14 protein-coding genes are annotated in these 14,444 nt (G+C 43.8%); 3 read left to right on the top strand and 11 right to left on the bottom strand.

Features of this window, described 5'->3' with window-relative positions; all coding sequences use genetic code 11:
- Positions 1 to 21: 21 nt before the first annotated feature.
- The 5 genes from sstT to AACQ75_RS06845 all read right to left on the bottom strand — a co-directional run bounded on the left by sstT (position 22) and on the right by AACQ75_RS06845 (position 4,136).
- Positions 22 to 1,239: a serine/threonine transporter SstT gene (gene sstT, locus AACQ75_RS06865; protein ID WP_026028166.1), complete on the bottom strand. Its 1,218-nt coding sequence runs from the start codon at positions 1,237 to 1,239 to the stop codon at positions 22 to 24.
- Between the two features lie 354 nt (positions 1,240 to 1,593).
- Positions 1,594 to 2,037, bottom strand: a complete 444-nt coding sequence (locus AACQ75_RS06860; protein WP_017048143.1) for a copper chaperone PCu(A)C — start codon at positions 2,035 to 2,037, stop codon at positions 1,594 to 1,596.
- Between the two features lies 1 nt (position 2,038).
- On the bottom strand, positions 2,039 to 2,647 hold the full coding sequence (locus AACQ75_RS06855) for an SCO family protein (RefSeq protein WP_094133716.1): 609 nt from the start codon (positions 2,645 to 2,647) through the stop codon (positions 2,039 to 2,041).
- Positions 2,644 to 3,072 carry a hypothetical protein gene (locus AACQ75_RS06850; RefSeq protein ID WP_019282478.1) on the bottom strand — a complete coding sequence of 143 codons (429 nt, stop codon included), beginning with the start codon at positions 3,070 to 3,072 and terminating at the stop codon, positions 2,644 to 2,646. Before AACQ75_RS06850 ends, AACQ75_RS06855 begins: the two co-directional genes overlap by 4 nt.
- Before the next feature lie 143 nt (positions 3,073 to 3,215).
- Entirely contained in the window at positions 3,216 to 4,136 is a 921-nt protein-coding gene (locus AACQ75_RS06845; RefSeq protein ID WP_017042156.1) for a DUF368 domain-containing protein, read from the bottom strand.
- Positions 4,137 to 4,787: 651 nt separating this feature from the next.
- On the opposite strand from AACQ75_RS06845, the gene gltS reads away from it, so the two are divergent.
- Positions 4,788 to 6,014, top strand: a complete 1,227-nt coding sequence (gene gltS, locus AACQ75_RS06840; RefSeq protein WP_026027149.1) for a sodium/glutamate symporter — start codon at positions 4,788 to 4,790, stop codon at positions 6,012 to 6,014.
- 44 nt (positions 6,015 to 6,058) lie between these two features.
- Here gltS and AACQ75_RS06835 read toward each other — a convergent pair whose 3' ends face one another.
- The gene (locus AACQ75_RS06835; protein WP_017042158.1) at positions 6,059 to 6,802 is read right to left on the bottom strand and encodes a flagellar brake protein; all 744 of its coding nucleotides are present in this window, start codon (positions 6,800 to 6,802) and stop codon (positions 6,059 to 6,061) included.
- A 136-nt stretch (positions 6,803 to 6,938) separates the two neighbouring features.
- On the opposite strand from AACQ75_RS06835, the gene AACQ75_RS06830 reads away from it, so the two are divergent.
- Positions 6,939 to 7,226, top strand: coding sequence for a GNAT family N-acetyltransferase (locus AACQ75_RS06830; RefSeq protein WP_017042159.1), 288 nt, complete (start codon positions 6,939 to 6,941; stop codon positions 7,224 to 7,226).
- A gap of 12 nt (positions 7,227 to 7,238) precedes the next feature.
- Here the strand turns inward: AACQ75_RS06830 and AACQ75_RS06825 are convergent, their stop codons facing one another.
- The gene (locus AACQ75_RS06825; RefSeq protein ID WP_170889684.1) at positions 7,239 to 8,366 is read right to left on the bottom strand and encodes an endonuclease/exonuclease/phosphatase family protein; all 1,128 of its coding nucleotides are present in this window, start codon (positions 8,364 to 8,366) and stop codon (positions 7,239 to 7,241) included.
- On the opposite strand from AACQ75_RS06825, the gene AACQ75_RS06820 reads away from it, so the two are divergent.
- Positions 8,365 to 9,555: an MFS transporter gene (locus tag AACQ75_RS06820; protein WP_170889682.1), complete on the top strand. Its 1,191-nt coding sequence runs from the start codon at positions 8,365 to 8,367 to the stop codon at positions 9,553 to 9,555. The genes AACQ75_RS06825 and AACQ75_RS06820 overlap by 2 nt on opposite strands.
- Positions 9,556 to 9,656: 101 nt before the next feature.
- Here AACQ75_RS06820 and AACQ75_RS06815 read toward each other — a convergent pair whose 3' ends face one another.
- The 4 genes from AACQ75_RS06815 to AACQ75_RS06800 all read right to left on the bottom strand — a co-directional run bounded on the left by AACQ75_RS06815 (position 9,657) and on the right by AACQ75_RS06800 (position 14,284).
- Complete coding sequence (locus tag AACQ75_RS06815; protein ID WP_170889680.1) at positions 9,657 to 10,787, bottom strand: HlyD family secretion protein; 1,131 nt, start codon at positions 10,785 to 10,787, stop codon at positions 9,657 to 9,659.
- A complete protein-coding gene (locus AACQ75_RS06810) occupies positions 10,787 to 11,173 on the bottom strand; it encodes a DUF3302 domain-containing protein (protein ID WP_170889678.1) in 387 nt (128 codons plus the stop codon). The genes AACQ75_RS06815 and AACQ75_RS06810 overlap by 1 nt, the downstream gene beginning before the upstream one ends.
- A gap of 62 nt (positions 11,174 to 11,235) precedes the next feature.
- A complete protein-coding gene (locus AACQ75_RS06805; RefSeq protein WP_013868365.1) occupies positions 11,236 to 12,816 on the bottom strand; it encodes a diguanylate cyclase domain-containing protein in 1,581 nt (526 codons plus the stop codon).
- Entirely contained in the window at positions 12,797 to 14,284 is a 1,488-nt protein-coding gene (locus AACQ75_RS06800; RefSeq protein ID WP_013868366.1) for a hypothetical protein, read from the bottom strand. The genes AACQ75_RS06805 and AACQ75_RS06800 overlap by 20 nt, the downstream gene beginning before the upstream one ends.
- Between the last annotated feature and the right edge of the window lie 160 nt (positions 14,285 to 14,444).

The following is a 14,444-nucleotide window of genomic DNA, read 5'->3' as shown; positions in this document are numbered from 1 at the left end:
CGGTTTTAGTGTATCGAATGATTATGCTGATTTATTGTGCTCAGCTTGGCAAACCGCAGCGGTGAAGACAACATCTGTGGAGCTGTTGAGCGCTGTTTCAGCTGAATCTTGAATCACGCCTATGATAAAGCCAACGGCAACAACCTGCATTGCTACGTCATTTGAAATGCCAAATAGCCCACATGCGAGCGGGATCAGCAGCAGTGAACCACCTGCCACACCGGATGCGCCACATGCAGAAACAGCAGCAACGATGCTCAGTAGCAAGGCTGTCATCAGGTCAATTTCAATACCTACTGTGTTTACTGCAGCTAGGGTGAGAACCGTGATAGTAATGGCGGCACCAGCCATATTAATGGTCGCACCGAGTGGAATCGAGACTGAATAAGTATCTTCATCCAGTTTTAGTTTCTCACACAATGCCATGTTTACTGGGATGTTGGCGGCGCTTGAACGTGTAAAAAATGCGGTGACACCACTTTCACGCAAGCACTGGAACACCAATGGATACGGGTTTTGGCGAGTTTTCGCGTACACAATGATTGGGTTGACAACTAATGCGATGATCAACATAGCACTGAGCAATACGAATAAAAGGTTGGCATAACCAGCCAAAGATTCAAAGCCAGTCGTGGCAAACGTGGATGCAACCAAGCCGAAAATACCAAACGGTGCTAGGCGAATAATAAAACGCACAATTTGTGAAACGCCGTGGCTTAAATCTTCAAATACGGCTTTAGTTGTTGCTGAGGCATGGTGTAAAGCTAAGCCCAACCCAACAGCCCATGCCAGAATGCCAATATAGTTTGCACTCATTAGAGCATTGACTGGGTTATCAACCAGCTTAAACAGCAGGGTATTAAGCACTTCAGCGATGCCTTGAGGAGGCGTTGCACCTTCTGCCCCCGCAACCAATGTTAAGGTTGTAGGGAAGATAAAGCTCAATACAACGGCAGTAAGAGCGGCGGTGAAGGTCCCAAAAAGGTAAAGCACCACGATTGGGCGCATATAAGTGTGTTGGTTTTTCTTTTGGTTTGCGATGGACGCGGCGACCAAAATAAACACGAGGATCGGCGCTACGGCTTTAAGTGCGCCAACGAAAAGGTCGCCAAGTAGGCCGACGCTTTTCGCATCATCGGGTGAAAGGGTTGCTAATATCCCACCGAGAACGATACCGGCGAGTATTTGCAGAACCAAATTGCCACGCGCAAAACGGGCGAAAATATTGTTGCTTTGCATAGTTATCCCTGCAATAAATCGAATTACATCCTGCATGACCTAAATACTACGAAGCCATAGCATCGGTTATGGTAGACAAATAGAGTTATAGTGACATCAGTGAGCTCCACTGAAGGGGGTAATGATATCTACGCGGGATATTGTGTCTAGAATTAATTGATAATCAGCACAAATAATTAATCAATGTGTGGAAATGCAATCGATTTTGAGTAAAATGTAAATAAAATGTAGCATTTGTGGTGGTGGAATGATAAGCCTCTCGTCGGGATGTCTCGCTCTCGCCATTAGACTGGTCAATGAGCGGTTAGTGCGATGATAAAAGAGGGTAAGCCAACATCGCTCACCCTCTTCTTTTTAATGGTGTGCCATACCACTCATCACTTTTTTTACTGGTGCAGTAATGGTTTGCTGCTCACCATTGGCAAAGGTCAGTTGTACGTCAATCTTTTCACCTTCAACCAATGGTTTCTTCAAATCAAAAAGCATGATGTGTAAGCCGCCCGGTTTGAGTTCGACGTGCCCTTTGGCCGGAATTTTAAATTCAGTGACTTGACGCATTTTCATCACATCTCCTTCGGTGATTACATCATGCAACTCAACTTTCCCTGCCACATCGGTGTTGGCCGATACAATGAAACGGTCCGTTTCACCTTTATTCATGATTTGAGAAAATACTGCGCTGGTGGTAGCGGTTGGTGCGGTAGCACGTGCGTAAGGGTGATGTACCATAATATCTGTGTTCGCAAAAGCAAGTGGGCTAAAGGCAAGGCTTGCTAAAAAAAGAGCATTGAGCTTCATGTTATTTTCCTTGTGATGACGTCATTATTGTTTTGATGGCTTCAACAATGGGAGCCGGTGAAAGCGTGTGTGGAACTTTAGTGATTAATGTTCCATCTGGTTGTAAAAAGTAGAAGTAGGAACTGTGATCTAATGTGTATTTCAGTTCTGATCCCTTTAATTCGGTTTTGCGGAAAATGACGCCATACTGATGCGCCAGTGGTGTTGTAATGTCTAAAGGAGCAGAAAGCCCCTCGATCATAGGGTGGAAATATTGGGCGTATTGATGAGAAGCATCAGCAGCGTCACGCTCTGGATCGAGAGAGATAAATAAAGGGCGCAACTTTGCTTTGGTTACATCATCCAGTTGATTGAGTGCACCTGCTAACATAGCCAGAGATGTTGGGCAGACATCTGGGCAGCGTGTAAAGCCGAAGTAAACAACACGTATGCGTTCATCTTTAGTATCAAAAATAGAGATGGATTGATTTGCTTTGCCAAATAAAATCACCTCAGAAGATGAGCTATTACCGCTCTCTAAATCCATACTTTGCTGCGTATCAAAATAGGTTTTTATGCCAAAGCCTAATACAAACGCAACCACCAATGCCAGAGACCAATTTTTACTCATCTTTCCATCCTTATTGCCGGGAATACTTGGGTACGACCATCAGAGAGCTCGCCAATCCATGTCATTTTTTCAGTCGTGCAAACTGGGAGTACAATCTGTGCTGTGTAGAGCCCGTCTTCCTGCGGCGTCAGTACATATTTAGCGGTGCCCATCTCCATCTCTAGCCCATTGAGTGTGAGTGTGAGTTTACTTGCATTGGCTTGCGGCCATTCAACGGTCAGAGTGTTAGCCACCAAAGGTTGAGATTTATCGTGTGCCAATGTCATGACAACATCTCCTTGTCGGCAAGGGGTACTCGACAACTGGCAATATCGATTAATGTCTGGAGAAGAGTTTGCTGAAGAGAGCCAATTGAAAATATCGCTGCTAAAGTAACCCGCTAGCAGGGCTAGAACAAAGACGCCGATTTTGATTGCGTTGTGCATGGGGACAATCCAAGCGGTTATAAAACGCGAATGTTATCACAGCTATCTTTTTGCAGTGGTGACGAATGGATAAAATGTGCAATAAATCAATATAGAAAAGGTGAGTCTCCCCACCTTTACTCATTCATGCTATGCGGTGTGATTTACACATCGTGATGTTTTGCATATTGCTCCAAGCCAAGCACGAGGGCAACAGCGCAAAGCATCAATAAAATGGCTACCAGCAGTTGCGAAGGTTGTGAAGTGATGGACTCAAATTCGAATGGAGAAAGGTTTCGCTGTAGCAAAGGAACGAGCTCGCCGTGAGAATTGGTTCGCCAAGTGAGCGTTTCTTTCCAAGGCCAGATTTTGGGTAAGGTGCCGATCATTAATCCAGTAAGAAAAATTAAGGTCAAGTCTCTAAATTGTTTGAGTAACCAAGATAATACGTGAGAAAAACTCAGTAAACCACCGACACATCCGAGTAAAAAGAGTGCCAAAATATCGGCTTGCATCTCTTTCACCGCGCCCAGTACCGGTGCGTACATACCAATCAGCAACAGGATAAAACTGCCTGAAATTCCCGGTAGAATCATGGCGCAGATGGCAATAGCACCGGCTAGAACTGTGTTCAGCGCTGTTGGTTCCATCTGCATTGGGTTAAGCACCGTAATACTGTAAGCAAACGCAATTCCCAGCAAAGCGAAGAGCAACCGAGAAAGTTTGAACTGCTCAATTTGTTTCACAATATGGAACACCGAAACCAGAATTAAACCGAAGAAGAATGACCAAATGGGAATAGGATGCGTGGCTAACAGCCAAGAAATGAGTTTAGCCAAAGAGAGGATACTGGTGAATATTCCCCCAAACAGTGCGAGCAAGAAGAAGCCATTAATATGTTGAAATGCGGCGGCTAACCCATCTCGTTTGACTATGCGCAATAAACTCGGGTTAATCCTACGAATACTTTCAAGCAAAGTGTCATAGATACCAGTGATGAATGCAATGGTTCCACCCGAAACACCCGGCACAACATCGGCGGCGCCCATGGCCATCCCTTTTAAAAACGTACTGAAATAGTTCATTGAATCTGCATGATTAAGTGTATGTGCCGGAAGTATATAATGAAATAACTAAGAAATGCTTGTACAAAAGATGAGTGAGTGGTGCTGGCTTAAGGTGAAAAAGCGCAGAAAGTTAGTTTGTTTTATAGCAACTGAGTGAGTATTGTTTTGCATTCGTTTCGCATAATGCAATTTGCGTAATGCGAAAAAGTACTACATTTTGATGAATTAATGCGATGCATAGCTAAAAAGCAGACCTTTTTTAGTTGGCATACTTAATGCATAATACTATTCGACCCTTCTTAAAGCCGAGGGTCACCTAGCCAACTGACGTTGTTAGTGAATGAATTTGTTCACACTATATATAAGCCAATCGCATCATTGCGGTTGGCTCTTTTTTTGTCTGTTAGGTATGATACGCCTCCTCGCTCGTCTAATGAGAGTTTGTAAATGACAATCAAAAGCCGTGAGCGAAGATGTTTTTCGAGCAAAACCAGTTAGGCCATATGTTCGTAAAACCCATCAAATAAACATCGTATATCATTGTAAATAAACAATATCCATAAGGATGATCCGTATCGATCAATCGTATTTTTTTCGAGTTTATCAAGCTTTCTTTGATGATCTCCAAACTCATTAAGGAAGATGAGTGAAGCAGTAATAAGAGGTTATATGCACCATTTAATTTCAATTGGGCCCCTTGAGTCTTTCTTAATCGCTATTAGCGTGCTTTTTTTAGGCCACTTTATTAACGCAAAACTGCCTATCTTGGAAAAATTCAACATTCCTGAGCCCATCGTCGGTGGCTTAATTGTCGCTTTCGCGATCACTCTTCTACATTTTTACGGCTTAGATTTAGAGTTCTCATTGCCGTTGCAGAATATTTTTATGCTGATGTTTTTCAGCACTGTAGGCCTTGCGGCCAATTACACTCAACTGGTTAAGGGGGGCGCAAAAGTCTTTCTTTTCCTCGCCGTTGCCTCGTTTTATATCATCATCCAAAATGGCGTCGGTGTATCGTTAGCGACGGCTCTTGGTCTTGACCCACTGATGGGGTTGATCGCCGGTTCTATTACCCTCTCGGGTGGACACGGTACGGGAGCGGCGTGGGCTCAAACATTCAACGATAATTATGGGCTTAGCAATACGCTAGAAATTGCGATGGCCTCAGCGACCTTTGGTTTGATCATTGGGGGGATTATCGGTAGCCCAGTTGCCCAAAAACTCATTAATAAAAACGGGTTTGAATCTGAGTATGGACGAGGAACCAAAACGCACGATAGGTTCCCAGAGCTGGTTACGTACAATGAATATGAAGAAGATAAAGTCACCGCTAAGAAAGTGATTGAGGGTTTGTTCATCCTTCTTATTTGTGTCACTGGTGCTAAATATTTAGAACAGTGGGTAAGTGCATTTGAAATCAAATGGTTGATGATCCCCGATTTTGTCTATGCGCTTTTCATCGGTGTGTTCATTACCAATATACTGGAATTGACGAAAGTTCATAAAATTGATGCTGAAACCGTTGACATCTTAGGCACCGTTTCTCTATCGCTATTTCTTGCTATGGCACTCATGAGTTTAAAGTTATGGAATATTTTTGACTTGGCTGTCCCATTTCTGGTGATTTTAGCGGTGCAATCGGTTGTGTTGGGTATTTTTGCTTATTTTGTGACATTTAAAGTCATGGGATCAAATTATGACGCTGCTGTGATCGCTGGTGGGCACTGCGGTTTTGGTCTTGGAGCAACGCCAACCGCTGTGATGAATATGGGGTCGCTAGTGACACGATATGGTCCATCCCCACAAGCGTTTATGGTCGTGCCAATCGTTGGGGCATTCTTTGTGGATATTGTGAATTTGGTGATATTACAAGGGTATATTTCGTTTCTCGGTTAAAAATAATAGCAATACACCCTAACTTATTGGTTAGGGTGTATTGCTTACTTCAGCGTTAGTTTTGTGCCATCAAACTTCAATTGGCTTAATAAACTCTTTGCATTTTTGACACCTTCTTCATCAAACTGCACTCCGTAACGAGCATAGTGCAGTGAGCGTTGCAGGTTACAAACTTTACCCATCAAAGGCGCAAAGAATTGGCTGCCGCGAGGATCAGTAAATAATTCGAGACTAATCTTATCACCCACTTGGAAAGTACGTCCAAGAGGAGGTGTGACAAAACGACAGCCACTTTTGGAGAGATCTCTTACCTCACAATCCGACTTATGCGTTCCTACCGTTGCTTTTCCTGCTAGATTCACATCGTAACGAGCTTCTTTGCGCAGTTGGGTCACTTGCATGCTGTTGGGAATGGATAACATGGCGAGCGGTATAGGCTCTTGCAATACATGTAACAACTGGCTACGAAAATGGATTAAAGCCCCTTCGCCACGTGGTGAAATAGCTCTGATATTCATCCAAAAACCTTCTTGGAAGAAAAAAGAGAGATCATCTGCGGAAATTTTAGGAATTTCTACAAGGAGATGGGAATGAGAGTAGGTACCGATAAATGACGTTTTACACTGGAATTTCGTACCAACGGGAGTGGTTATACTTAAGGTTAGTTCGCTACTGTGTTCAACCATAGATAACGCATCAGTACTATTAAGTGTCGATAGGGTTTTATTACGTTCGGTTGAACGGTTTGGGTTCTGTTCATCTTTCAGCACTGCCGACTGCGATTCCATCTTAATTTTCTCCGTGATGCAGTAGCTGCATTTTATTCTAATTTTTGTAATAGTTTAAATTCTAGGGGTAGATGTTGGAAGATTCAATTCTGAGAATATCAATTTATTTGATTTATATATCAATTAGGACGTTACCATGATTCATGAAGTGCAACATGATATACAAAATTGTCAATATAAAGTACATCTTGAGGGAAATCTATTCGCTACTGTGACATACCAACAACAGGATAAAGTGTTGTTTATTACTTCGACTCGCGTACCGGATGAACTTCAGGGTAAAGGATACGGAAAAATAATGATGGAGAGTGTATTACCGCAAATTGAAGCGCAAGGTTACACCATCAAACCTGTCTGTAGTTATGTTGTGCATTATTTAAATCGACACAGTGAATGGCAGCATTTATTGCATCGAGAGTCGTAGCATACAAGCCCATTAGCTCGGTGCTGTGTTTACTTTTAATGTGACCGCGACCAGTGCATGGTCAGTACTAAAGTTATCGAGCTCATAGCTCGGGTTGACCAGATGTTGATCAAGCACAGTATAGTGGCTGATATAGCTTTTCATTGGCTGGATAAAAGGCGCGAAGTCTGCGGAAAGGAGAATATAGTCGAGTACAGATCCCGTGGAGCCGGCGTAATGAGTGGCTTTGCGAGGCTGCTCAACACTCTCGGTATGCAGATCCCAAGCATCGTAAAGCGCATAGCCAGCCAGCGGTTGTTGTGTTTCTGGTCTGCGGTATAAGGCCTGCGATAGTAGTCCTTGAAACTCCTCGTGATGTAACGGTTTATTAAAATCGCCCATTAGCACACAAGGCCGCCCAGTTTGTTTTTGAGTATTGACGATATATTGGTGAGTCAGGTTTGCTTCAAAGCCTCGCTGAACAGTAGAGAGCCAGCGTCCTAGCGTTTCTTGTTGCCATTCATCGATCAGATGATGAGGTGCCGCAGGCGATTCTGCCGGACGTTGAGATTTAAAATGCACAATATAGACATCGATATCCCCGAGCATTGGTAGGCAAACCGTAGCGTGTAACGGTGTACGATTAAAGCAAAAAGGGGCAGCTTGGTTTGGTAACGTGCCATGTACGGCGCTCACTTGGCGCAGAGAATAGCGAGAGGCAATTACTACAACCGGATGGCTATAGATGTATCCATCTTTGACGATAGGTTCATCTACACAGGCCACATACGGGTAGCCTAAATCCATCATCTGGTTGCGCAGTTCATCAAAACTGAAAACTTCTTGAAAGCCAATGATATCGGCATCCAGCTGTTGGATCTTCTGGTTAAACCATTGCTTTTTTTTCTGCCACTCTGCTTGCGTGTAAATATTGTCGAACTGATAATATGCGTTCGGCGGAGCTAAATAATTGAATAAATTAATCGTTGCGAACGTAATCGTCATGTTAAATCCCAATATTTGTGTCTCGGTCGATCTTATACCCGAACGGTGTAATTTAGCAGTGCTAATCCCTAACCTTGTTTCCTGTTGTGATGAGCTCTCGCCTTTTAAGGCGACTTGAGTATATGATGCGCTGAAACATAGATAAGGATCTCTCATGTACCCTAAAGTCTCTCAAGGTTGGCGCACGCCACAAAATTTCCTATTGATTATCTCCATTATTGTGCCGATTGCATTTTCTAGTTGGATGGCACTGTTGAATAATTTCGTGATTGAAAAAGCGAATTTCGATGGTTCAGACATTGGCTTATTACAAAGTGTACGAGAAATCCCCGGATTTTTAGCCTTCACCGCCGTATTCGTTTTACTGTTCATTCGAGAGCAGCGATTTATCCTGATCTCATTGGGTATGTTGACGTTAGGAACCGCGATGACGGGTTTTTTCCCTTCTTTAACCGGGTTACTGCTCACGACATTATTGATGTCGACTGGGTTCCACTACTTTGAAACGCTTAAACAATCCTTGTCTTTGCAGTGGTTGAATAAAGATGAAGCGCCAGAAATGCTTGGCAAACTCATTTCGGTTGGAGCACTTGCATCACTGATCACTTACGGTGCTTTGTGGGTAATGTTAGAAGTGTTTCAGCTCGATTTTAAATGGGTCTATGTCATTTCTGGCGGTGCTGGTTTTGTGCTGGTGTTGATCATTGCATTTGCCTTTCCTGAATTTAAAGCGGAAGTGCCACAAAATAAAAAGCTCGTGCTACGCAAACGTTATTGGCTGTATTACGCCTTGACCTTCATGAGTGGTGCGCGTAGGCAAATTTTCACTGTTTTCGCTGGTTTCCTTATGGTGGAGAAATTTGGCTATTCAGCGGCCGATATTACCTTACTGTTTTTGATCAACTATTTGTTCAACTTTTTGTTTGCTAAACGTATTGGTAAGTTCATTGGTGTAGTCGGCGAGCGTAAAGCGTTACTGTTTGAATACACGGGGTTGATTGTTGTTTTTGTTGGGTACGGTCTTGTACAAAACGCACATTGGGCGGCGGCACTTTATGTGGTTGACCACCTCTTTTTTGCCTTGGCTTTGGCGATTAAAACTTATTTTCAGAAAATTGCAGATCCTGCGGACATGGCGTCTACAGCGGGAGTTTCTTTTACCATTAACCATATTGCGGCCGTGTTCATCCCCGCCACGTTTGGTTTAATTTGGCTTATCTCTCCGGCGAGCGTCTTTTACATTGGAGCGGTAATGGCACTTGTTTCGCTGCTTTTATCACTCAATATTCCAATTAAACCCGAAGCGGGTAATGAAGTTAGAATTCTGCGTTGGAGCGACAGGTAGCAAAAGGGTCGTTTACGACCCTTTTAACATGATGCCAATAGTCACTAGACAAGCAACACCTGGGTTGGCTGTTTTTCAACGTATGTCGTGATGGATGGTATCTAATGATCTATGTAGAGATAGTTTTGCCAACTTTTCATCCGGATGAGTACCTTACGCATAATCGAGACATGAGAGAAACTGTCTGAATAGATAGCGGCTTCAAAAGCGGTTCCGAGCGGTAGGTGATAATCGCTTAAATCATCGGTAACTTTAAGGGTGACGAGTACGCGTCCATTGGTACGTAATGCCTCAGTTCCTAGCAAGGTGCCTCGTGCTTGGATCTGGCTTTCACCAATCACAGGCAATATCTCAACCACTTCTCCTGTGAAGACTTTTCCGGGCAGTGCTCTGAACAAAAACTCGGCTTCAAAGCCCGGTTTTAGGCGTTGAAGAGAATTTTGCCTAAATGCAGCTGTGTAGATTTTATCTTCTGTGTGTACAAATGTCATCATTGGCGCTAAGGGTAATGGTACGGACATCGCACCTGGTCTGAGAGCTAATTGCGTCACATAGCCATCAGTAGGCGCTCTGACAATGGTTTGTTCAAGGTTGAATTGGGCTTGTCTAAAATCGGCAAGCAGGCGAGCAACGGTAGTATTCTCACCATTGATTTCTGAGTTTAAGGAGATATTGGCTTGATTTAGACGTGCTTGGGCGACTTCTACTGCTGCCTCTGCTGCTTTATAAGCTTGGCGACGGGTATCAAGATCTTGTTCGGTGAATGCACCTTTATCATACCCACGTTGATAACGAGTATACTCACGTTGTGCTTTATCCCGGTCAGCGATAGCCTGTACTTTCGCTGCCGCAGCTTCAGAAACATTCGATTCTAGGCCGAGTGCACCTTGGCTCGCCTCTTTGATCTGAGCTTCAATTTTTGTCAATTCCGCTTCAAAAGGCACAGGGTCAATTCTAAAAAGCACATCACCTTGTTTTAAGGGCTGGTTTGCTTGTACCGGAACCTCAATCACTCTTCCTCGTACCCCTGATACGACAGGTGTTGTGGAAAAAACTTGGCTACCCAACTGAGTAAAAGGATGATTATAGTTCATCAGTAAGATCAGGGTGCCGATCAAAATAACACCACCTAATACAGCGGTAGGGACGGTCCACTTATTTAATGGAATTTTAAAGACTTTGAATATCGCAATACATAAAGCGGCATAAGTCATGATCAGAAGTAAATCCATTATTTCGTCTCCTGATTACTGGTATGGTCGATGTTCACTTGAGCAACGGGTGGCTGCGCTTTTAACTCATGTAACTCCCGAGTGAGTATTGCTACTTGATCGATAAGTTCATCGACGCGATGATGAATATCGTGTTGTTCTTCTTGAAGTTTAGTGAACCCCCAACCGCGATCTTTGCGCCACAAGGTTGCCCAAATCCACAAAAATGGCCAGATAGTGTGCAAGGTAAATAAACTCACCCAGCCAGAAACATGAATGGCATCTTGATGTGGATGGTCGCGCTCTTTGGCTATTTCATAAGGGATATCATGAATGACGATGATTCCATAAAAAATGACCAAGGCTACGAAAATCAGTAGACCAAGGGCAAAGTAATCTAAAAACATAGTTGCTCCTGTATTTCAATGACGAGTGTAAACGGCAGCCAATAGCTTAACGTGATGGAAAGTTACTCAGTGCACACTTGGTTGCGGCCATTCGCTTTCGCGCGATATAAGGCTTTGTCGGCGCGGTAGAATGTGCGTTGTGTATTTTCACCATCTCGATGCAAGGTTATACCGATACTGACGGTTAAGCCGCGCTCACCTAGAATATCGTGCCAACCAAATTGGAATATGCGTTCTCGATAGTTTTCGGCATGCATTTCAGCTTGGTCGAGCGAGCAATCTTCTAAAATCACCAGAAACTCTTCTCCACCAAAACGGACACAGGAGGAGCCTCGGAATTTAAAGTAGTTTTTCAACTCACGTGAAACATTGACTATCGCTTTGTCACCAACCAAGTGACTAAGTTCATCATTAATCGATTTAAAATGGTCAATATCAATGACTAGAAATGCAAATAGCTTCTCATGAAGCAGTAGGTCTTTCAGCTTGACATCTAACCAGCGGCGGTTGTGTAAGGTGGTGAGTGGGTCAGTGAAGACATCCTGTTGAAGTTGGGCTACGGCATTCTTTTGATGTTCGGTGGTTTCTTTGAGCTCGCGATTTTCAATCTCAGATAAGATCAATTTCAATTGCAATTCAAAGCGCGATAAGCGACGCAGTTGATTAGCCCCCAGCTCACTAATCGGGATGTTTTTCATCAGATCAGTTTCAATTCGAAAGCCTTTTTTTTCATAAATCAGGGCGGCTTGATAAAGGCCTTGGCGCTCGCACACGGCACTGAATGCTCGATACAGCTGCTTGGCCATCGTGGGTGACGTGTATCGTTGCAGACGTTTGTCTGTACTGGCCAGCATCATATTGGCAATATGACTTTTGCCTATTTTAGCCAGGCAGTTGGCCGTTTCAATTCGAATCATATTCGATAGCCAGGTGGAATTCATATTCCCAGCACTGTACTGAACACTAGAGAGCGTAATGAGCGCTTTATCGACTTGATCCTGATGAAGATAAAGTTGAGCTTGATAGAGTGAAATTTGCCCGGTAAGAATTTTATCGCTGACCAAAATACTCAGCTCTTCACACTCTTTAATTAGGTCGGTAGCTGCGGAGATTCGGTGCAGTTGAATGTAACACGATAGCATGTAAAGTTTATAACGCAGGCGTAATGAGCGGCTGGTGATTGCGTGATCAATACTATCAATTTTTTGGTAGTATCGAAGGGCTCGGCTGTGCTCGCCATAAGCATCACACAGGTTACCCATGCCAATGACGGCTAGTACATATTCGTCAATGTAACCCGTGTCGACGGCAATATTAGAAGCGGACACATATTCGTTGAGCGCCGCGGCAAATTCACCGCTTTCCATTAGGCGATCGCTCAAACTGTTTTTCACAGACAAAATAATTTCGGCGTCCTTAGGCAATTCAAGTAATGCTAAGGCGTGACGAAGCTCCTCTATACTGGCGGACGACTGATGCAGTTCTGAACGATACTCTGCACTGATGATGTAGCTAAGTGCTTTTTCTTTTGATGTTGAGGCTATATGTTGTCGGACGTGATTCCAGAAAATGATGGCCTCTTCTCCGGAAACGGAGGTGGCATCCAAACCCGTATCTTTAATCTTACTGAGCAGTACTTCCATGCGACCATTCCTGAGGTTGACTGTCTTCCAGTTGTTCTAATGTGAATGGGAAACTCAAAATGTCTTGGAACATCACTTGAGGTAGCGACCCCGTTAATCCTTTTCTTTCCCAGGGGTATATTTCAATCATCTTAGCCAATACATGGAAGACGTGCAGCGCTGCATCGCCTTTATCGGCAAGAAGCAGCGCTAAGCGTTCGCTACTTAAACGAGAAACGAGATCTTTTTGGTTACAGAGCGAGTGGGCAATCTCGGTACATACATCGAGGTACTTTGAGTCGTTATGTTGGATGACAATGACGGCGTGATTAGAATGCTTCAACTCGGTCTTGAACAGCATGAGTTGTTCCCACCAATAAGTCTCTGAAACTACATTGGAGAGATGTTTCTCTGGGTCGTATTCGTGTTGACCACGAATACGGTTAATGAGTTTACGTGCTCGTTGCTCAAGTTGTCGCTTAGAGGCTCTTGCTTTATCAAGGCCAATGCGCGCCGTTTGTTCTCGAAGCATCTCAACCGTAAATTGGCGATATTTCTTAAATGAGGCTAAAGAAGCTTTAAAATCACCACGCTGCTCTGCGACTAGGGATTGTTGGTAGCAAATCTGTGAAAGTAGCTCACCTTTATCAAATGAAGCAGCAGAGGCTTCAGCAAGAAGCAACAGCTCAGTTGCTTTCTTGGAGTCTTTTCTCAGCAGTTCCAAACGAGCTCGACTAATGAATGAGTGGGCCTTCATCCACACAAGGTTATGCTCCACGGCAAGTTCGAGTGCTTTGGTGGTTGCCGCTTCCGCATCTTCGATTCGTTCAAGCCCGAGCAGTGCCAAGCCGCGAAAATCCCAAACCTCGGCTTGCCAAGTTTTATCGGGATGATCCTGTAGCGCTTCTTCTGCACCATCGAGTACGGTCAGCATATCGATGTATTGGTTAAGTAGATAGAGATCCCATGCCCACAGAATACGGGCTTTGCCTTCTAACCAATGGATACGGGCATTATTAGCGACTTTAACGGCTAGCTCGTGTGTTGAACATGAAAGTTGATATTCGTTGGTAATACGCCAAACATTACCCAGACCAATGAGGCACTCTATCTGGATATCAACTTCATCAACCAGAGCTGATTGTTCTAAGGCATTTATCCAATATTGTTGGGCGGTATAATATTTTGCCTGACCCCAAAGTTGCAGCGCGTGAATATGCAGAATTTCGGGAAGGCAATCATCAGTATCGAGGGTATTTTGAGTGGATAAGGCTTCTTTAATGTATTTTAAACCCACGCGGTAGTCCATTAAACACCAAGCGCAGCGAGATAAAATGATCAAACATTGAATCGCCCCTTCTGGGAAAAAGATCTGCTGTGCTCTCAATAAACACTGCTCCGCGACGATCGACACCTTCTCCGGCTCAGTTTCAATACGGGCTCTAAGCTGTTCTATTTCAATTTCAAGAAGGTATTGGCTTTTATCCAAACGGGCTGTTCCTCAAAAGTAAGAAGCCTAAGTCACCGATTCATTATATGAAGCCAACGTTAAAGCGCACTATTTACTTTCCCAAAAGTGGGTGCATTGGTTATTCATTACCACAATAATTTGCGCTACTTCACAATCCATAATTTAAATATAACCTAAA

The organism is Vibrio sp. B1-2, from assembly GCF_963888445.1.
In the GTDB taxonomy this organism is placed as follows: Bacteria; Pseudomonadota; Gammaproteobacteria; order Enterobacterales; family Vibrionaceae; genus Vibrio; species Vibrio anguillarum.
The sequence above is the reverse complement of the archived record's forward strand: the minus strand, read 5'-3'. Positions and strand labels throughout refer to the sequence as shown.